Raw genomic sequence first — 19212 nt, 5'->3', positions numbered from 1 at the left:
TTTTATCTATATTTGCGCACCTAAAAAACGAACAGAATGATAGGTAAGTACAATACACTAAAGGTTGTTAAGGAAGTTGATTTTGGTGTTTATCTGGATGGAGGCGAATTTGGTGAGATTTTACTGCCGATACGATATGTTCCACCCGGACTGAAACCTGAAGATGAAATCGAAGTATTTATCTACCTGGATTCAGAAGACCGAGTAATCGCGACCACAGAAGAACCTTATGCCACCATAGGAGAATTTGCTTTTCTGGAAGTTGTATCTGTTAACAAAACAGGTGCCTTTTTAGATTGGGGATTAATGAAAGATCTGTTGGTTCCCTACCGCGAACAGGCAGAACGCATGAAAGAAGGCAAAAAGTATGTGGTATACGTCTACCTTGATGATGAAAGTAAACGAATTGTAGCCACGTCAAAGCTGAACACGGCCTTGGACAACCTGATTCCCGAATACGAAGAAGGAGAAGAAGTGGATCTGCTGGTGATTGATAAAACAGATTTGGGCTATAAAGTAGCGATTAATAATCTGCACTCAGGCATGCTCTACCACAACGAGCTGTTTAAACCCATTAAAATAGGCGATCGCTGCAAAGGCTTTATTAAAAAAGTGCGGGAAGATGACAAACTGGATGTCACACTCGAGAAACCTGGCTACGAAAAAATAGAAGGACTCGCCGGAGAAATTTTACAACAGCTGCAAGCCAAAGGCGGCCAATTACCAATTTCTGATAAAAGTCCCGCCGAAGTAATCTATAAGCTGTTTGGAACCAGCAAAAAAAACTTCAAAAAAGCTACCGGCACATTATACAAGCAACGCTTAATTGAAATTCATCAGGATAAAATAGTCCTTATCTAAAACAGCTGTTCCCCCTTATCCAACCCCATTACTAGAGAAATTAAATCTACACTATTGTTTAATTCTTAATTAATGGACACGAAGATGTCGAAAAGTAAAATGAAACGACAGCTTATAGTTTTTTCAGCTATTGTAACGCTATTATCTTTTTCTGCAAAAGGTGTGGAAAAAGAACCGTACAACCGGAACATTTCAAGCAACATACACGCATTAAGTGTACAACTGTTTAACACAGTAGGCTACTCAGATATGGAAGCCAGCTTTTGGCTGACTGCTCTTAAAGATGCCCGCCATAGCTTTAACCTCCGCCTTGCGCACGAACGGTTTGAGGGGCAGTTTTTTGGTATTGGATTGGGCTATGGCTACGAAATTAAGGTTAAGAACCATTCGCTTCAGCCCTACTTTACCTACAACCACGATGTAGAAACCTGGGACAATGGTGCTTTGGTAAATGGCCTGTATTATACCTATGGAGGCCGCTTTGACTTTGCCGTTGGAACAACAACTAATTTCAACCGACAGGGCTATAGCAATAATTCGCTTTGGGTGGATGGCTATTATAACATCAAAGCTTTTGGAGGTATTCAACTTGGCTTTGAATACTGCATTATGAGTGATAGCAGTGATAAATATTACGGCATCATTTTCCAGAAAACTTTATGGAGAAAGTAACACAACTTACTATAAACAAACGCCCCTTGCTAATTGTAACAAGGGGCGTTTGCTTTTATTGGCAACCTGCTAACCTCAGGCAAACGACCACCAGTCGGACTTAGCACGATAATCTTCAATAACTTTCGACTCATTGCTGGCAGTAAAAGCCGAAATAAGCTGTTTCATTTCGTGTCGAAGGTTTACAATAGCGCCATCGATGAGCTGCGAAGAAAACCCGGCATTACCAAGTTCCGTAACCCGATCAAGTGAAATAGCGCGGCTAAATATCTGTCCGAACTGAACCAGCTTACGCTGTGGTATGGAAAAGTTTAGGTTGAAGTTCAGTAAGTCATCAACCAACTTACCACTGTTCGCTGTGAGGCTAAACCCATTGATAAACTCCAAAACGTTTGTCTGCTTTAGCTTGCGCATTTGCTTAATAACACCTTCTGCAATTTGGGAGTACAGCATGTCGTTCGAGCCTTCAAAAATTTGGAATGGCCGGCTATCAACTGTTGAGCGACCAGCAATATGATTAAGGCGGTATCCTTTGGCTCCAACTAACTGCAGCAAACTTTGCGAAGCAGCCTGCATCATGTCTGTCGACAAGCTTTTAACTGCGTTGGCCTCAATACCAATCATTGATAAATCTTCATGTAACCCGGCGCTCTTACTGCTTTGCAGACAAAATGCCGAGATAGTTGTATAATAGGCTTGAAGTTGACTGATACGCTGCTGCACCTGATCATAGGCCAGTAAGCTCTTTCCACCAACAAAGCGCTGCTGACAATGCGCAATGGCTTCATCCATCATGCGCTTGACAAAACCAATGGCCATACCCGGAAACGACATTCGGCTGCGATGCAATAAATCAAGCATAAACTTAACGCCTGTGCTCTCCGGCTCCAATTTATGGGTTATGGGCACCTCTACATCAATTTTGTTGCGCCCGTAGGGAATCTGATACAATCCCAGGTTTTCAAAAAATTCCTCGACCTCTATTCCTTGTCTGGGCTGTGTAACGTCGCATACAAAAAAATCCAAATCGCGCTCCAGACGCTTATCTCCTGCATCTTTGCGAGCTGTTAAGAGCCAAAAATCAGCCCATCCGGTAAGACCGGCCCAATGCTTGGTTCCTTTTATACGGGCCATGTCATTAGCCATCGTATAGGCTGTCTGCATATTCAGTGCATCACTCCCAAAAGCTGGCTCGGTAATCATTAATCCACCCATATTTTGCTGCCCCACAAAGCGCGCTAACACCTCGCGTTTTGCAGCAGGCTGAGCTGCCTTGATAACAGGTTGCAGAAAAAGGGCCATATTTATTCCAAAGGTAAGCGATAGGGCTAAAGACTCGTAGGAGGCGGCTCCCATCAGAGCAATACTCTCCTTAACATCTCCCCCTAATCCTCCATGCTCTTTAGGTATGATGGCCGAGAAAGGGTTGACCGACATGATTTCGCGCATCACAAATGGCGGCATCCCTCTGTTGATTGCCAATTGGTTGGCATTAGTGCGTTCATGATAAACGCTTTTCATCTTTGCTTTTAAATTCTTTAACAGCTGCTCAAATTCAGTTTTCAGACCACCTTCAACACCTTGCTTATTTTCAACTAATTGCATTCAAATTCATTTGAGGATGATAAACTGCACAAGTACATGAAACGGGGAACAAAAATGCCCCAACTCCCACTCAAATAATCATTGACCATCCTGATTAATACTAAAACGTTACGAATGTATTGATAACTTTTTAATTTATATCGATTTTAGGATGTTTTTATCTCATTTAGGTGTTTTATGTGAATAATTCACTGATTAATGGATAGATAACGCCAAATATTTGACCTGTTAATTGCAAAAGTCGAAAGCCACAGCACAAAAAAACCTGCCGGAATCAAATCCAACAGGCCTTAGCTATATATGTGTGTGTTACTGTTTAAAAGTATAAATCACGCTCCCCTTCTTTAATGCGGTGAAGACGCTCGACTAACTTATCCTTAAACCGCTCGTCTTCATACTCTTTCAGGTTATCGTCAATCAACTGATAGCCTTTCTTTTTGGTCGCTGGCGGCGCATAATCTTCAAGATACTCGGCAAGAGTTAATAGGGCGTTTGGTTGGCAAAACCGTTTAATAAAACCAGGCACAGAAAACTCCATAAAATGCTCACCGGTGCGCTTCAAGCGATAGCAAGCTGTACAAAAAGAAGGGATGTATCCACTCTCTACCAATTCTTCCATCACCTCATTTAATGAACGGGCATCGCAAATTTCAAACTGTTCATGATCTAAATCCTGCTGCTCTTTATGACTGGTGTAACCTTTCATTTCAATATTGGTACCACCATCAATCTGGGAAACACCATATTGCAAAATTTCATCACGAATATGGCCTGGTTCGCGAGCTGTTAATATCAGACCCGTATAGGGCACTGCCAAACGCAAAACGGCTACTAACTTCGTAAAATCCGCATCGCTTACATCGTACTTCTTATCTACCTCAAAGCCTGACGCCGACTGAATACGAGGGAAAGAGATGGTGTGTGGCCCAACGTTGTATACCGCTTCAAAATGATTTACATGGCGAAGTAAACCCAGTACTTCAAAACGCCAGTCATACAAGCCAAACAAAGCTCCAATACCAACATCATCAATACCTGCTTCCTGGGCTCTGTCCAACCCGGCCAGTCGCCAGTCAAAATGTTTTTTAGTGCCTTTCAGATGCACGTTTTCATAGGTGGGTTTATGATAGGTTTCCTGAAAAATCTGGTAGGTTCCAATGCCAGCTTCCTTAACCGTTTTAAACCCTTCAATATCCAATGGTGCCGCATTGATATTGACACGTCGGATTTCACCATTCTCATGTTTAACACCATAAACTATCTTAACAGTATCGGCAATGAATTGGGCATCGTAACGGGGATGCTCGCCATACACCAAAATCAAACGCTTATGGCCAGTGTCTTCCAACGCCCTTACCTGCTCAATAATATCCTGCTTATCAAGTGTTAAACGCGCCTGCTTTTTATTGGTCGAACGGAATCCGCAATAGGCGCAATCGTTGATACACAAATTTCCGATATAAAGTGGGGCGAAGAGTACGATGCGCTTGCCATAGACCTGCTCTTTCAGTTGCCTGGCAGCACTTTTAATGGCCATGACCATTTCTGGTTCGTTGGCATTCAATAACGTTGCTGTATCCTGCAGGCTTAATCGTTGTTTATTAAGCGACTTATTTATTACCTCAGTAACCTGTTCCATTGACGGGTTCTGATGCGCTTCCAGTATCTCATGAATTTCGTCCGAATCAATAAAGTTTTCCATTGGCTTATCGGCCAACTTGTATTGTTGCGGATTATAAATTATTGACATTTGCCTTGCTTTTACATATTGTCCAAATCACGACTTGAATGATTCAAAATTAGGTGTTTTAAGCTTATTCAAGCAAGATATTACCAGAATTATTAACTGAGAGATGTCATAAGATAAATGCACCAATGACAAACCTAAATAATTGATGCGTTCTCGCTTACAATCTTATTATTTTCATAAACATTTTGCCTTGAAGCTAAAGTAAAAACAAGTGTATTTCTGAGAATCTAAATTAAAAGCCCACAGGAGGTCTAAAGTTGTTCTGCATCTGTTGCATTTGCATCTGTTGCATTTGCATTAATCCCGAATTATGATATCTGCCCGATGACAAATTATCAAATCTGTCTATAAAATTAATACACAACCAATACTCACCCATTACTTTTTCCTGCTTGTTTTTGGCAACACGCCATGAGGTATCTCCTATTATCCTCTTTAAGAAAACATCCATTTTTTGCGAAGTATCTTCATCTAAAATCCGTTCAATGGCGTAGTGTTTTATTAAACCATCCCCATCAATTACAAAGCGCACCAGACAGCAGCCTGCCATCTCATTTACCTTCCATTTGATGGGGTAACCAAATCCTTTTGAAAACTCTGCTCCCTTATTATTAAAATCTCTCAACTTTAAGGGAGATTCACAATATTGGTAGATTTTTTTATCACCTAACAGGTAATACGCTTCCATTAACTGATAATTTGAAATTACTCGATGATAGACCATTGAATTAGTAGAATCAACTTCCTGAATAAGACCGCTGCCAGTTTCATCAAGTAAGTTCGCACCAAACCTATCTTTCCACTCATAATACAACACCTCCGTTCCTTTCGACCACACATCGTGCTGCAGTGCTTTCACCTCATTTATAAAGCTTTTTAAACCATTGGTATCTTTTAATGCATTAAGGCTTTCCAACCTGTACCTATATGCTTTGGGATAATTGATAATTGTGACCTTGGGCTCACCAGTTTGATAATAAACAGCTTCTAAACACTGTATGCGACCATCTTTATACTCTACTTTCTTTCTTACATTTCCATTGGGGTAATAATACGTGCATTGGCCATGTTTAACTTTGGGGAAGAGAGTTGAATACGTCGCAGTCATTAGTTTTCGCCTATCCAAGCTGTAATATTCCAGTTCAGAAGCTTCATGACTGATGTGATTTACTTTCAAATAACAGCTAGCTTGCAAAGAATCCTCCACCGCATTTAATGAGCTATTAAGGAACATGACCGAATCAGCAACATAACACTTTTTGTATTTCAGATAGGTAAATATCTCTTCCATATCCTGAACCGTATAGCCAAACCCGCCAATTAAGCTCTTTAATTCAGGTGCAACATGATAAAAACATTCCAAGGCTCGTCTTAATTCCTCATCCTCGTTTGGTAAAGTAATTATGCGGTCTGCCTTCGTATCTTTTAATAAATAGGTAACCCATCTGGCATCTTTTGTTGTTCGGATATGTCTAAATAACTCGTGTCCATCTATCGAAGCTATGTATTTGACAAATTGTGGTTTATTAAGTTCTTTTGACTTGGTTACTTTGTTAAAAGTAACATTATTAAATACTGTAAAGGAATCATTTTCAATAACAAATCCTTTACATTCCTTGCCAGCAGATAAAACTTTTCCTTTAAGGTACTCCTCTGAACTTTTAACATACAGGTGATTTGCAGAGCCATTGTATTTTAAATAAGCCGGAACCTTTTTGCCCTCTGCATTATAATAATGACCATAGGTGGGGGAGCTTCCACCGGAATAGACATACCAGGCGTCATTTTCTACCATATCGATATCTATATAAGCACCTCCAATTTTACCGTTTGTAAAAACAAAAGGTTGGCTGACTTTAAAAAATGGTTCTTGTGAAAAACCAAAATGCACAAAAAGCAATAAGCTGAATACTAATCGAATTTTCATAATAGTTTGGGTAGAATCTATTCTAAAAGTATAAAAAAAACCGCCTTACTAATGTAAGACGGCTTCATTTTTAAACATTTAACTAATCGATATTTCTCTAAAATGTCCTTCCGAACAATTTGGTTACTCTCGGGTGCTTGTTAGTTTGCAGCAAGAAACTCTTTAAATATCTTATTTCTCTTTGCCAGATCTGTCAACTTGTATTCCACATAATTAGCATCACCCACATTCTTATCCAATGCACGGCCTTTTTCAAGAGCAGTTAAAGCGGCATCATAATCTTTAAGTAGTGCATAAGCTATAAAAACTTATCGTATAGGTTATTTAAAATAAATACATTTAAATCATTTTTGACTAAAAAAATTTTTTCATAGATAAATACAAATCATCATAAAGTCGAAATATGCTTGAGTTTTCTTCAACCAATGTGCTCTTTTCGCTTCTTCAAACCATAAAAAAACCGCCCCAACCGATGAGGCGGCTTTTATTTTGAGAAAAGGTATTTATTTATACTCTTCCAAGATGCCTTTGACATCCTCAGCCGACACGCGGCCATATACTTTTTCGCCAACCGTTACTACCGGTGCCAAACCACAGGCACCAACACAGCGCAGGCAGCTTATGGAGAACTTACCGTCTGGGGTTGTTTCACCAACTTTCACACTCAAATGACGTTTGAACTCATCCAACACTTTTTCTGCTCCTCGCACGTAGCAAGCTGTTCCCATACAAATAGAAATAGGATGCTCACCTTTGGGAATCATCGAAAAGAAAGAGTAGAACGTTACCACTCCATAAACATGTGCTACTGAAACATTTAATTCATTAGCTACCAGCTCCTGCACTTCGGCAGGCAAGTAACCAAACATCTCCTGAGCTGCATGAAGCACATTAATCAGTTCGCCTCCATCGTTGTCAAACCTTTTACATACTTCTTTTAATTCGTCCACTTTAGCAGCGGGTAATTTTATATTTGCCATTTTATTTCCTTTTAAGATAAAAGATACAAGCATCAAGTACCGGGATGTTAATTGCCCCCGATACTTTCACCTTGCTACTAACTAGATTTCAATCTTCTTTTTCTTATCGTAATAGTGCGTGTGAAGCAACTCATGCGATTTGTGCCCACATGGCTCACCTAAAAACTCTTCATACAACTTTGTAATGAATGGATTTTCGTGTGACTTGCGAAGCACTTTTCCTTTATCTTCTTCATAAATAGCGCGCTGACGTTTTTTCAACACTTCCACATCGCCGTGGTGATAGGGCTGACCGCCACCACCAATGCAACCACCCGGACAAGCCATGATTTCGATGGCATGGAACTGTGATTTACCAGCTTTAATCTCTTCCAATAATTTACGCGCATTACCTAATCCGTGTGCAATACCGATATTGATTGGTAACCCGTCAAAATCGATAGTGGCCGAACGAATACCTTCAAATCCTCGCAACTCTTCAAAATCCACTTTTGGCAAAGGCTTTTTAGTTTGCAGTTCGTAAGCCGTGCGTACAGCAGCTTCGATCACACCACCTGTTGTGCCGAAAATTACAGCTGCTCCAGTAGATTCTCCCATCGGCTGGTCAAAATCATCATCTTCAAGTGCGCCAAAATTGAGGTTAGCGTTGCGAATCATTTGTGCCAGTTCGCGTGTTGAAATCGACAAATTCACATCCGGATCGCCATTGACCTTAAACTCATCGCGCGAGCATTCATATTTCTTAGCCAAACAAGGCATCACAGAAACCACCACTACATCTTTGCGATCTTTCTTCAACTGATCGGCAAAATAGGTTTTGGCAATAGCACCAAACATTTGTTGCGGCGACTTAGCGGTTGAGGGAATATCAATCATATCAGGAAACTGATGCTCGAAGAAGTTCACCCATCCCGGACAGCAAGAGGTTAAAATAGGCAGCTTAACATCTTTATCGCCATTTAAATGTGCATTTAAACGCCCAAGCAGTTCAGTACCTTCTTCCATTATGGTTAAATCCGCAGCAAAGTCTGTATCAAACACATGGTCGAAACCAAGTTTACGTAATGCCGCCACCATTTTACCTGTTACAGAAGTACCCGGCTCCATGCCAAACTCTTCTCCTAAAGCAGCCCTTACAGCCGGTGCCGTCTGCACAATGACCGTCTTGGTTGGATCAACAATTGCATCCATCACTTTTGCTGAGCTATCCCGCTCGGTTAATGCACCTGTTGGACATACTGCCACACACTGACCACAAAATGTACAGGTTGAATGATCTAAATCCATCTCGAAGGCTGGTGCCACTACCGATTCAAAGCCGCGGTTAATTGCAGATAGGACGCCTACCGTTTGCACGTCGTTACAGGCCGTTTCGCAGCGGCGACACATGATACATTTCTCCATCTCGCGCACGATTGCCGGAGATTCATCGCTTTTATAGGTATTCTTTTCTCCCTGATAACGCACCTCGCGGATACCCAGCTTTTGAGCCAGCGATTGTAAATCGCAGTTCCCCGACTTTGTACATACCAGGCACTCAAAGGGGTGATCTGACAAAATCAGCTCCATAACTGTACGACGGGCATTTACCACGCGTACAGAGTGGGTATTGACTTCCATCCCTTCGGTACATTCAGTTTTACAAGCTGGTGCCAGGTTACGGCGACCCTCGACCTCAACCACACACACCCGACAGCCGCCCGGCTTGTTCTCAAAGTTCATATCATCCAGCTTCATGTAACAAAGCGTGGGAATATCCACCCCGATGTTTTTAGCTGCTTCTAAGATGGTAGTGCCTTTCTCAACAACTACCTTTTTATTATCTATGGTTAATTGAACGATTTCCATTCTTCTATCTTTTACTGTTCAAAAATACGCCTGGTCAATTACTGAATGCTGATTGCCCCAAACTTACATTTTTCATAACAAGCACCACATTTGATACACGTCTCCTGACTAATCACATGAGGTTCTTTCTTATCGCCGGTAATCGCATCAACCGGACAAACACGTGAACAAAGCGTACAACCGATACATTTTTCAGCATCAATCACATACTGCATCAATGCTTTACATTGTCCGGCCGGACACTGTCCCTGCTGTACGTGCGCTTCATACTCGTCCATGAAGTTTTCCATGGTTGAAAGCACCGGGTTGGGCGATGTTTGTCCCAATCCACAAAGCGAGGTATCCTTGATTACATTACTCAGGTTACGCAGCAATGTCAGATCCTCTTCAGTGCCTTTGCCTTCAGTAATTTTATTCAGCATTTCGTACAAACGCTTATTACCAATGCGGCAAGGTGCACATTTACCACAGGATTCTTCAACTGTAAAATCTAAATAGAATTTGGCTACCGAAACCATACAATCGTCCTCATCCATCACAATCATTCCGCCAGATCCCATCATTGAGCCATGAGCCAGCAGGTTATCGTAATCGATAGGAATATCTAAATGCTTATCAGTTAAGCAACCACCCGATGGGCCACCCGTTTGAACAGCTTTAAATTTCTTACCGTCTTTGATACCGCCACCAATATCGAAGATCACTTCGCGCAATGTGGTACCCATTGGTACTTCAATCAAGCCCACATTATTGACTTTACCGGCTAAAGCAAACACCTTGGTACCCTTACTCTTTTCAGTACCGATGCTGCTAAACCACTCGGCCCCTTCCAACAGAATTACCGGAATATTCGCATAGGTTTCAACGTTGTTAACATTGGTTGGCATGCCTTTGTACCCACTTTCGGATGGGAATGGTGGTTTAACGGTTGGTTCTCCACGCAACCCTTCCATTGAGTGAATCAATGATGTTTCCTCACCACAAACGAATGCACCAGCGCCATAACGCAGCTCCACATCAAAGCTAAAGCCTGTTCCAAAAATATTGAAGCCTAATAAGCCGTAGTCGCGCGCCTGAGCAATGGCAATTTTTAAGCGGGAAATAGCCAACGGATATTCGGCACGGATGTAAATCAACCCTTTTGTGGCACCAGTACAGTAACCGTTGATGGCCATTGCTTCCAACACCGCGTGCGGATCGCCTTCGAGAATTGAGCGGTCCATAAATGCACCTGGATCGCCTTCATCGGCGTTACAAACCACATATTTTTGAGCCGCTTCTACTTTGCGGGTAATGTCCCATTTCAAACCGGTAGGGAAACCACCTCCTCCGCGTCCGCGCAAACCTGAATCGATAATTACTTTAATGGCTTCTTCAGGGGTCATTTCGGTGAGTACCTTCCCCAAAGCAGCATATCCATCACGGGCAATATATTCGTCGATGTTTTCAGGGTTAATAAAGCCACAATTTCGCAAAGCGATGCGGATTTGCTTTTTGTAGAAACCCATATCTTTTGATTCCAACACACGCTCCTGCGTTTCAGGGTCGGTATATAACAGGCGTTCCACTTTACGCCCTTTCACCAAGTGTTCGGCAACTATTTCATTGGCATCTTCCGGAGTCACATGGACATAGAATGTATTGTCGGGAACCATTTTAACAACAGGCCCTTTTTCGCAAAAACCAAAGCACCCGGTTCTTACGACCTGCACCTCATTCTCCAGACTGTTTTCCTCCAGAACTTTACCAAGATTCTGTACAATTTCTTCTCCCCGTGATGCGCGACAACCAGTTCCGCCGCACACAAGGATATGATTCTTATATTTAGCCATAGCGTGAAAAACTATTCGTTTTTGTTCTCTTTTACTGTTTCGTAATTTACCGGGATGATACCATCCACCAGTTCACCTCTGATAATGTACTTTTCAATGATTTCATTGGCCTTTTTATTATCCACATGCCCAAAAACCACCGGTGTACTATTGGGCAGCGTAACTTCGATAGTTGGTTCTGCATAGCAATAGCCCATGCAGCCGGTTTGAGTAACTACAGCATCAATAGCCTGACGATCCATTTCATCAATCATATGATTCATCACTTCCTTGGCACCTGAAGCAATTCCACAGGTAGCCATCGACACTTTTACCTGAACCAGTTTTTCAGGATGGTCGCTTTTCTCACGCAAACTAACTTTTGTTTGCAGCTCATCGCGCATTTTGCGCAAATCGGCGAGAGATTTAACTTTTGACATAGAAATTGGTTATTATTAATTACACATTCTTTATTTAGCTAATGAGCCATCGGGTTGAACGCTTACAACGAAAACCGGATTGCTCGTTAATCGAACTCTATTTTTAATTCCTTTAGATTTTCTTCAATCATTTCCTTTAAAAACCTTGTTACCCGTGGTAAACGGATATCAACATCTCCCAGTACTTCCTTAACTTCATTGGTAGTAACTGCAAATTGCTGCTCCCCATGCTGCACAATTAATTGCAAATTCACCCCTTCATTCCCTGTCATCATCATGGCAGCTGTGGAGGCAAAATCTCCCATTGGTGGGCGATCGATGTGCTTCAGTCCAAACTTGGCGGTTAAGGTGGTGCCGCTGCCCAATTCAGACTCAATTTGCAAATGCCCGCCGGTCATCTCTGCATTTTGCAGAATTAAGGGAATACCCATGCCTACCTTTCTGGTTCTGCGGGAGGTATAAAAAGGATCTTTTACTTTTTTCAGTGTTGGCTTATCCATGCCCGTTCCATCGTCTTGCACACGAATGACTAACCAAGGTTCATCAATAATAATTGACAAGCCTATATTTTTGGCCTGAGCCCTTACCGAGTTTTGGACAATATCCATGATATGCATTGACAAATCCTTCATTATCTCAACTCCACCACTTTTCGTCCCCCTTGCTGATGCAAAGCCATTCGTAACTCACTAAAAGAAGCCTCCTCCATAGCCATCAATGAGTAATGCAAGCCTATTTGCTCTGGAAAATGAGCATCTGATGAGCGCAGAATGGTAAACTGTTTCAGTTCGAGGTGCTTTTTTAATTGTTCCTCCACATCGAACCGGGCACTAATCCCGACCGCGTCTGGTTGTATTTCGAAAGGCATAAATCCTAACTGACTGTATACACTATAACTTGGCCGAAAAATATGTGCCGGAATAAACAAGCCTTTCAGTTCTCTCACCTTTTGCTCCACCTCATCAATAGACTGATTGATGGCACTAATGAGCAAACGTTCCTCCTGTCCGATGATTTCTTCATTTTCATCTACCCATACCTGATGACCAAAACGCTCAGGATCATTAGGGATATGAGGCAGATGTTCATCCAGGTAGGACTGAAAGGCATCAAGTTTTTCAAAGTTTTCAAAGAACGTTAAACAGTGCACCTCCTCTTTAGTCGTTACTTCGGCGCCACACACTACCACCAATCCTTTTTTGCCAGCCACTCTCGAAACTTCGGCACACTGCCGGGTTGAGTTATGGTCGGTTATTCCTATCATATGTAAGCCCTGGTCTAAAGCTTTATCAACAATTCGTACCGGACTCATCTCTAAACTTCCACAGGGAGATAAGACAGTATGGATATGCAGATCGGCTTTAAAGCGCTTCATCAGGTCAGTTTCAAGTATCAAAACGTTTTATACAGGATACAACACATCGCGTTGTGTTTTGTACCTGGTGTCGTTTATTCGTTTAACAATTGATATAGCTTGCCAGACAGCTCAAATGTTTCCATCTCTGAGCTGAGCAATGGAATCCCTTCATCATTACTCTGAGTAATTGTATTTTCATCGGCTTCGAGACCTTTCACAATAATGACTGCCGCCACTTCTTTTAGAGAAGCTACTGCCATAACGTTACGATGCGTTTGGAGGGTAATCCACACATAGCCTTCATCGGCATTCCCCATTACATCGCTCAGCAGATCCGAGGTGTAACCTCCGGTTATCTCATTTTGGAGACCTTCTGCCCCGGCAATAACTTTCAGATCCAATTTTTCAATTATGTCACAAACTTTCATGTGTAAATAAATTATTATCAATGAACCAATAAGATACTTCCAAAGCCATCCGCTTGAGGATATCTTTTATCTGTTACCTTCGTTGTTAGCCCCTTTTTTCTTACAATCTTTATCGAGGCGATCTTTGCCCCATGTTTTTTCAATAATGCGAATGGAGTGCTGTGGATCGAGCTTTTTAGTTTTCTCCATCATCCTTTGCAAAAAAACACAGTTGGATAAATGTGCTTCCTTTCGAACAATATCTTTAGCCAGACTTTCGCAGTTGGGAGCTCCACAGGCCCCACAATCTATACCAGGCAAATAGCACATCATTCGACGCACCCGCTCCATCTTCTTTAATGCAATGCCCATATCTTCATCCAGCACCATCATAGAACGTGGCTCTATCTTGCCTACTGTTGTATTCTGCTTGATTAGCCGCTTGTGTTCAGCCGAAATATTAAGCACATACTTGCCTGAGGCATTGATCCGTTCGGCCCGACTTTTAATTCTTTCGACAGTTAGAAAGCGATTTTCGGTTAATAAAACGCCACCTGCACAGCTTTGGTCGCAGGCTCTTAACTCGAGAAAGTCGACATTAATGATTTCATCATTTTCAACTTTTTCCAGAAAAGAAATCACATTGTGAATTTCATCAATGGCCAGGCACCGGCCGGTCATATGGCTGGCCTCCCCATCGGTAAGACTCCAGTTAAGCCCTTGCGGAGACAGGTAGGGCACGGTATCCTGACAAACATGCTGAGCTTCGGGACGCGTTTTTAACACATGGTACACTTTATTATAAAGAAAATCCATGTTAATGACCCCATCCACATTGGATACTTCATCACCTACCGGACTTTTGACGGTTGCTATTTTGGAGGCACACGGCGTTACATAAAACACCCCTATTTCATCGGCACTTTTACCTTCTTCCTGCAGCAAGTCGCGATAATACATAGCCGTGGTATCGATGGGTGGTTTAATGGGAATTATGTTGTTGACCAAACCGGGGAAACGCACCTGTATCAGGCGCACTATAGACGGACAAAAGGCACTGATCATTGGCTTATCTCTATCTGAGTTAAGCTCTTCCAACATCGCTTGCTTTATCACATCAACAGTTGCCTCAGCCGGCACTACATGGGTAAAGCCAAGCCCTTTGAGTATTTCAATAATTTCGCACTCTTTGATATGCTTAGAAAACTGGCCAATAAAAACTGATGGCAGAATGGCTACCCGGTATTTAAAATTGAAAATTTTCGCGAAGTCATCCTGTTCCACATAAAAAGCGTCTACCGGACAGGCCTTCATACATTCTCCACAGTCTACACACCAGTTCTTTCGTATCGACGCAATTCCATCGCGGATACGAATGGCATCAGTTGGGCAAACATTCATGCAATGGGTACAGCCGAAACATAAATCTTTATCCACTTTTAATGCATGATAAAACTGTTGATCGCTCATAGCTACTCCCTGTTAACTTGTCAAATTAGTTGTTAGCTCTACAACCGTTCCTTTTCCTACCGTGCTTTTAATATCAATCGCATCGGCATTTCGTTTCATATTGGGTAATCCCATGCCAGCGCCAAAGCCCATTTCTCTCACCATTGCTGATGCTGTTGAGTACCCCACCTGCATTGCCAGGTTGATATCCGGTATACCCGGCCCTTCATCCTCAATACGAATATGTATCCGACTGGGATTAATATCAACCAATACTTGTCCTTTATAGGCATGTGCCACTACATTGACTTCGCCTTCGTACAGCGCCACTACAATGCGCTTTATTATCTTGGGATCCACATTTAGCTGTTTGAGAATCTTTTTCACATTGCTGGCGGCATTACCTGCTTTGGCAAAGTTTCCTCCTTCAACATCGTAGCTAAATTTCATATCCTCTATCTAATCAATATACAGGACACAAGCCTGCTTCGTGCAACATACTAATCGTTTTAAACATCGAATACTTACACTCGATTAAAACCGTGTTATTTTCGCTGGCCACATCAATCATCTCCGGAGTTACCTTTTTTCCCCTGACAAACACGATGCAATTTATATCGGCCATTTCGGCTGTGCGCACCGTTTGCATATTTGTTAAGCCGGTAATGAGCACCAACTGCTCAGACTCTAAGGTTAATACATCGCTCATTAAGTCACTGGCAAAGGCACACACCACTTCATTATCAATAAATTTTTCGCCACAAACGACCTGAGCATCCAGTACTTCCGCAATCTTTTTAATTTTCATTGATGACGCCATAATTTGTTCATCTTAGCTAGGTTAATGATGCAAACTATTAAAGAAATAATTCCTGAATAATTAACAAACTAATACTAATATACCGAGAAAAAAAAGGCCAGATGTCTGCTTTTTTTAATACAGAACAAATCTAAATAAAGTGCATCAAATCAGTGGATAAGCGGCAAAATTAGCTTTCGAATCAAAAGTAGATTTAACACTTGTGTATCAAATTATAACAAATGTTAAATGTATGATTTAAATCATAATTACTAAAGGTATTCGATGGTTACATCTTTAAGAAACCGTTCCTCCAATAATCGGACAATGCGCTTAACCACAGTTCTTCTGATTTCCAGTTCAACCGGCAGGTTAGGATCCTGATGTGCCACGTTGATACGCGTTCCATTGAGAATGTGGATGCGATCGCTTTCGAACAGCATTTTAATTATCTGATCGGCAGCGCCTTTGGACAAACGGGTATTAACCGTGTAAGTTTCAAGCAAACGAGCTACTTTGCCAAGCGTCAGGATGCCTTCGGTGACCAGATTAATCCCTTCCATATAGGAAATGGGTGGCAATTCACTATCATCCGATTCAAAGCCGGCATCGAATTTCAAGGCCAGCTCACGGGCCACAATTTCGGCCGTGGTTCCACCAGCAATTATCTTTTTACCTTTAAATTGCTTGACTTTAAGCGAAAAAGAAAAGTCGTTTCGCTCCTCAAACGGGGGACCTGTAATTAGCAGTAATTTACGCGGTTCACGATAATAAATTACCCCGCAGGAAGAATCATCTTTGGGCTGGTCGCCATCATGTAATAAGGCCATATTAATCACCTTTTGTGCCAGCTTCCCGGAAGAGGCAAAAGGAGTGTATTTTACAATCTTCTTCACGTATTCACCCAGCTCATCGCGTCCCCAGCCAAAAGGAAAAGCACGGGTGCCCATACCCGACTGCACCACCCCATCGGACCAAAAAAAGATGCGGTCTTCAAGTTGTGCTTTAAACCGGCACAACTTTAGTTTCTTGCCCTTATTCTGTTCACTTTCCAGCTCCAAATCTTTCCAGCCTGGGTCCAGCTCCTCAGCGCCACGCATGATCATACACCGAGGATTATCGTATTCAACGATGGTGGTTGTTCCATCATCTTCAATATCGATAATGGTAAAGGTGCTGTAGCTCACTTTCCGCACGCTGCAAACTGGCAAAGTATTCATTATAATTTCTGCAGAACGTGCCACTTCCCTGTGCTCCACGGTGAAATTCATTGCCATGGAAGCCGTCAGCGTGGCCAGTACATTGGCTTTTACACCACTGCCTAAACCATCGGAAAGAACGGCAATAATGCGCCCTTCTTCCTTCATCCGCTGAGAAAGAAAAACATCGCCACAAATAATTTCACCTGCATGGATATTTTGGCGACATTCAACATCGATGAAATATTTAGTTGCCGGATCCATCTTTTTCTCCTAACTGCTGAGCTTCAATAATACTATTCAGCGTCTTTTCTGTTTTAGAAGCACTTTCGCCTAACAGAAAAGCAATTTGTTGCACCGTTTCAAGGTTCTCTTTAATTACATCACGGGCGCGCTTAATAACTTCTTCTTTTCTAACCTCCGGTGTTATTAAGTCTCTGATAATTCCCCCAACCACTTGATTACGCTTAATGGTGAATACCGATACATTAAAGATTGAACCGCCATAATCCAGGTCACGCTCCACCACATCTTGCCCCGACTGCAAAACAGCGGCAAACACTTTATGGAAGCTAACCAGGCTTTTCAACTCAGCTCCTCTCAGTCCGGGCACTACCTCTGCTATTTCCCGGGCATCGTCTCCCAGCATCTCCACAAACCGTTGGTTGGCCTCCATCACATTAAGGTTATGGTCGACAATAACCACTCCCGCGCGCAGCTTATTAAGCATGGCGGTTGTCGTTTCTGCAGCTTCACGTGCCAGACTCTCTTCCTGCCTTGCCTTTTCTTCACTTTTAACTAGGGCCTCTTGAGTTTTGCGATACTTTTCATTGGATGCATTAACCTTATTAACATAGGAACGTAATTTTCTGACTGAAAAAGAGTAACACTGTTCATAATCGGTTAATCCTTGCAAGTGAGCAATGGCAAACTCCCGGCAGGAAGGATAGCCGCAAGCGCCGCAGCCCAGCTGATCTTCGGCTTTGGATTTACCCATATCGGCCAGTACGTTGTCCACCTCTTCTTTGGTTGGAACCGGTAACCGAATGTCTTTTGACTTAAAAGATCGGCTGAGATCTAGACTCTTAAACTCTTCAATATCAAGGCGCCACTGATAGGCATCTATGGCCTTCATCCGCTTATTCACATACTTGATAACCTGCGAACGTCTGGTAAATTTTTTTCCACCTACTGAAGTACCCGGCCCTTGTATGCAGCCTTTGCAGTAGAATAAATCAAGGTGCTGGTTGAGCTCACTTTCGTACTTAAACTCTTTAATTGATTGCAGAAAATTAGTCCGCCCTTCGGTGATGATGATATCGCCTTCGAGCAGCCCCTGGTTAATATCAACTGCCTGAAACAAGCCATGTGAAATGGGGAAGAGTCCGCCTTTTCGGCCTAATGGTGGATCAAACTCACTAAATTCTACCGTTTTCTCGGTAATGCTCCTCTGAGCAAATAGTTGCCTCAGCTCTTTAAAGGTGAGTGCTCCATCTATATGTCCATCCGTGTGATAAAATTGCCGCTTTTCATCTTTAGCCGCAGTACAGGCCGTTATGTACACGATTTTTACATCATCGCCATAACGCTTGTGTATTATCTTTGCCATGGCAATATAAGGCGGCACAATGGGCGCCAGGTTCTCGACCAACTCAGGCTCCTGCTTCTCAATGTAACTGACTACCGGAGGGCACTTGGTGGTGATGTAGTGTTTTCCCTGAAAGCTCTCTACGAGATCTTTATACTTATAGGCGACCAAATCGACCGCAAACGACATTTCGGTTACAATATCAAAGCCTATCTCTCGAATCATGGCCACAAATTTCCGATAATCGGCCACATCTGTAAACTCACCAGATATGGCCGGATCGCAAATGGCCGCTACTCTGGCACTGTTATTAATCAGCTCAGTTACCACTTCAATATCACTCCTGTAGGCTATGGCTTCCTGGGCACACATGGTTACACAGTGCCCACAACCAATACATCTGTCAGGTAAAATCTGTGCGTATTTATCAGCAATTTTAATGGCCTTGGCCGGACACACCCGAACACAGGTATAACTTAAATTACATTTTTCTTTATCGGTTAGAATTAGCTGCCCCAT

17 protein-coding genes are annotated in these 19212 nt (G+C 42.4%); 2 read left to right on the top strand and 15 right to left on the bottom strand.

Annotated features, from left to right (window positions below):
- Positions 1 to 36 precede the first annotated feature (36 nt).
- Positions 37 to 861, top strand: a complete 825-nt coding sequence (locus ACSX1H_RS04375) for a CvfB family protein (protein WP_439182466.1) — start codon at positions 37 to 39, stop codon at positions 859 to 861.
- A 72-nt stretch (positions 862 to 933) separates the two neighbouring features.
- The gene (locus ACSX1H_RS04370; protein ID WP_439182465.1) at positions 934 to 1533 is read left to right on the top strand and encodes a hypothetical protein; all 600 of its coding nucleotides are present in this window, start codon (positions 934 to 936) and stop codon (positions 1531 to 1533) included.
- A 75-nt stretch (positions 1534 to 1608) separates the two neighbouring features.
- Here the strand turns inward: ACSX1H_RS04370 and ACSX1H_RS04365 are convergent, their stop codons facing one another.
- The 15 genes from ACSX1H_RS04365 to ACSX1H_RS04295 form a co-directional block, all read right to left on the bottom strand.
- Entirely contained in the window at positions 1609 to 3138 is a 1530-nt protein-coding gene (locus ACSX1H_RS04365; RefSeq protein ID WP_439182463.1) for an acyl-CoA dehydrogenase family protein, read from the bottom strand.
- Positions 3139 to 3454: 316 nt separating this feature from the next.
- Complete coding sequence (gene hydG, locus ACSX1H_RS04360; RefSeq protein ID WP_439182461.1) at positions 3455 to 4888, bottom strand: [FeFe] hydrogenase H-cluster radical SAM maturase HydG; 1434 nt, start codon at positions 4886 to 4888, stop codon at positions 3455 to 3457.
- A 232-nt stretch (positions 4889 to 5120) separates the two neighbouring features.
- A complete protein-coding gene (locus tag ACSX1H_RS04355; protein WP_439182460.1) occupies positions 5121 to 6815 on the bottom strand; it encodes a toxin-antitoxin system YwqK family antitoxin in 1695 nt (564 codons plus the stop codon).
- 503 nt (positions 6816 to 7318) lie between these two features.
- Complete coding sequence (locus ACSX1H_RS04350; RefSeq protein WP_439182459.1) at positions 7319 to 7795, bottom strand: NADH-quinone oxidoreductase subunit NuoE family protein; 477 nt, start codon at positions 7793 to 7795, stop codon at positions 7319 to 7321.
- 81 nt (positions 7796 to 7876) lie between these two features.
- A complete protein-coding gene (locus ACSX1H_RS04345) occupies positions 7877 to 9643 on the bottom strand; it encodes an NADH-dependent [FeFe] hydrogenase, group A6 (RefSeq protein ID WP_439182458.1) in 1767 nt (588 codons plus the stop codon).
- Positions 9644 to 9681: 38 nt separating this feature from the next.
- Positions 9682 to 11475 carry an NADH-ubiquinone oxidoreductase-F iron-sulfur binding region domain-containing protein gene (locus tag ACSX1H_RS04340; RefSeq protein WP_439182457.1) on the bottom strand — a complete coding sequence of 598 codons (1794 nt, stop codon included), beginning with the start codon at positions 11473 to 11475 and terminating at the stop codon, positions 9682 to 9684.
- Between the two features lie 11 nt (positions 11476 to 11486).
- Entirely contained in the window at positions 11487 to 11894 is a 408-nt protein-coding gene (locus ACSX1H_RS04335) for a (2Fe-2S) ferredoxin domain-containing protein (protein ID WP_439182456.1), read from the bottom strand.
- 86 nt (positions 11895 to 11980) lie between these two features.
- On the bottom strand, positions 11981 to 12502 hold the full coding sequence (locus ACSX1H_RS04330) for an ATP-binding protein (RefSeq protein ID WP_439182455.1): 522 nt from the start codon (positions 12500 to 12502) through the stop codon (positions 11981 to 11983).
- A gap of 23 nt (positions 12503 to 12525) precedes the next feature.
- Positions 12526 to 13269 carry a PHP domain-containing protein gene (locus tag ACSX1H_RS04325; RefSeq protein WP_439182454.1) on the bottom strand — a complete coding sequence of 248 codons (744 nt, stop codon included), beginning with the start codon at positions 13267 to 13269 and terminating at the stop codon, positions 12526 to 12528.
- Between the two features lie 74 nt (positions 13270 to 13343).
- Positions 13344 to 13679 (bottom strand): serine kinase, encoded by a 336-nt coding sequence (locus ACSX1H_RS04320; protein ID WP_439182452.1) that lies wholly within the window; start codon positions 13677 to 13679, stop codon positions 13344 to 13346.
- Positions 13680 to 13745: 66 nt separating this feature from the next.
- A complete protein-coding gene (locus ACSX1H_RS04315) occupies positions 13746 to 15128 on the bottom strand; it encodes a [Fe-Fe] hydrogenase large subunit C-terminal domain-containing protein (protein WP_439182451.1) in 1383 nt (460 codons plus the stop codon).
- Between the two features lie 12 nt (positions 15129 to 15140).
- Positions 15141 to 15557, bottom strand: coding sequence for an ATP-binding protein (locus ACSX1H_RS04310; RefSeq protein ID WP_439182449.1), 417 nt, complete (start codon positions 15555 to 15557; stop codon positions 15141 to 15143).
- 13 nt (positions 15558 to 15570) lie between these two features.
- A complete protein-coding gene (locus ACSX1H_RS04305; protein ID WP_439182448.1) occupies positions 15571 to 15915 on the bottom strand; it encodes a DRTGG domain-containing protein in 345 nt (114 codons plus the stop codon).
- A 263-nt stretch (positions 15916 to 16178) separates the two neighbouring features.
- Positions 16179 to 17369, bottom strand: coding sequence for a SpoIIE family protein phosphatase (locus ACSX1H_RS04300; RefSeq protein WP_439182447.1), 1191 nt, complete (start codon positions 17367 to 17369; stop codon positions 16179 to 16181).
- On the bottom strand, positions 17353 to 19212 hold the full coding sequence (locus tag ACSX1H_RS04295) for a [Fe-Fe] hydrogenase large subunit C-terminal domain-containing protein (RefSeq protein ID WP_439182446.1): 1860 nt from the start codon (positions 19210 to 19212) through the stop codon (positions 17353 to 17355). Before ACSX1H_RS04295 ends, ACSX1H_RS04300 begins: the two co-directional genes overlap by 17 nt.

The sequence above is a fragment of the Carboxylicivirga taeanensis genome, from assembly GCF_051851475.1.
Lineage (GTDB): Bacteria > Bacteroidota > Bacteroidia > Bacteroidales > Marinilabiliaceae > Carboxylicivirga > Carboxylicivirga taeanensis.
This window is presented reverse-complemented; position numbering and strand designations above follow the sequence as displayed.

Bases quoted from the DNA above. Each gene is read 5' to 3' on its own strand.
- ACSX1H_RS04375 (WP_439182466.1), top strand. From the start codon at position 37: ATGATAGGTAAGTACAATACACTAAAGGTTGTTAAGGAAGTTGATTTT.
- ACSX1H_RS04370 (WP_439182465.1), top strand. From the start codon at position 934: ATGGACACGAAGATGTCGAAAAGTAAAATGAAACGACAGCTTATAGTT.
- ACSX1H_RS04365 (WP_439182463.1), bottom strand. From the start codon at position 3,138: ATGCAATTAGTTGAAAATAAGCAAGGTGTTGAAGGTGGTCTGAAAACT.
- hydG (WP_439182461.1), bottom strand. From the start codon at position 4,888: ATGTCAATAATTTATAATCCGCAACAATACAAGTTGGCCGATAAGCCA.
- ACSX1H_RS04355 (WP_439182460.1), bottom strand. From the start codon at position 6,815: ATGAAAATTCGATTAGTATTCAGCTTATTGCTTTTTGTGCATTTTGGT.
- ACSX1H_RS04350 (WP_439182459.1), bottom strand. From the start codon at position 7,795: ATGGCAAATATAAAATTACCCGCTGCTAAAGTGGACGAATTAAAAGAA.
- ACSX1H_RS04345 (WP_439182458.1), bottom strand. From the start codon at position 9,643: ATGGAAATCGTTCAATTAACCATAGATAATAAAAAGGTAGTTGTTGAG.
- ACSX1H_RS04340 (WP_439182457.1), bottom strand. From the start codon at position 11,475: ATGGCTAAATATAAGAATCATATCCTTGTGTGCGGCGGAACTGGTTGT.
- ACSX1H_RS04335 (WP_439182456.1), bottom strand. From the start codon at position 11,894: ATGTCAAAAGTTAAATCTCTCGCCGATTTGCGCAAAATGCGCGATGAG.
- ACSX1H_RS04330 (WP_439182455.1), bottom strand. From the start codon at position 12,502: ATGGATATTGTCCAAAACTCGGTAAGGGCTCAGGCCAAAAATATAGGC.
- ACSX1H_RS04325 (WP_439182454.1), bottom strand. From the start codon at position 13,269: ATGAAGCGCTTTAAAGCCGATCTGCATATCCATACTGTCTTATCTCCC.
- ACSX1H_RS04320 (WP_439182452.1), bottom strand. From the start codon at position 13,679: ATGAAAGTTTGTGACATAATTGAAAAATTGGATCTGAAAGTTATTGCC.
- ACSX1H_RS04315 (WP_439182451.1), bottom strand. From the start codon at position 15,128: ATGAGCGATCAACAGTTTTATCATGCATTAAAAGTGGATAAAGATTTA.
- ACSX1H_RS04310 (WP_439182449.1), bottom strand. From the start codon at position 15,557: ATGAAATTTAGCTACGATGTTGAAGGAGGAAACTTTGCCAAAGCAGGT.
- ACSX1H_RS04305 (WP_439182448.1), bottom strand. From the start codon at position 15,915: ATGAAAATTAAAAAGATTGCGGAAGTACTGGATGCTCAGGTCGTTTGT.
- ACSX1H_RS04300 (WP_439182447.1), bottom strand. From the start codon at position 17,369: ATGGATCCGGCAACTAAATATTTCATCGATGTTGAATGTCGCCAAAAT.
- ACSX1H_RS04295 (WP_439182446.1), bottom strand. From the start codon at position 19,212: ATGGGGCAGCTAATTCTAACCGATAAAGAAAAATGTAATTTAAGTTAT.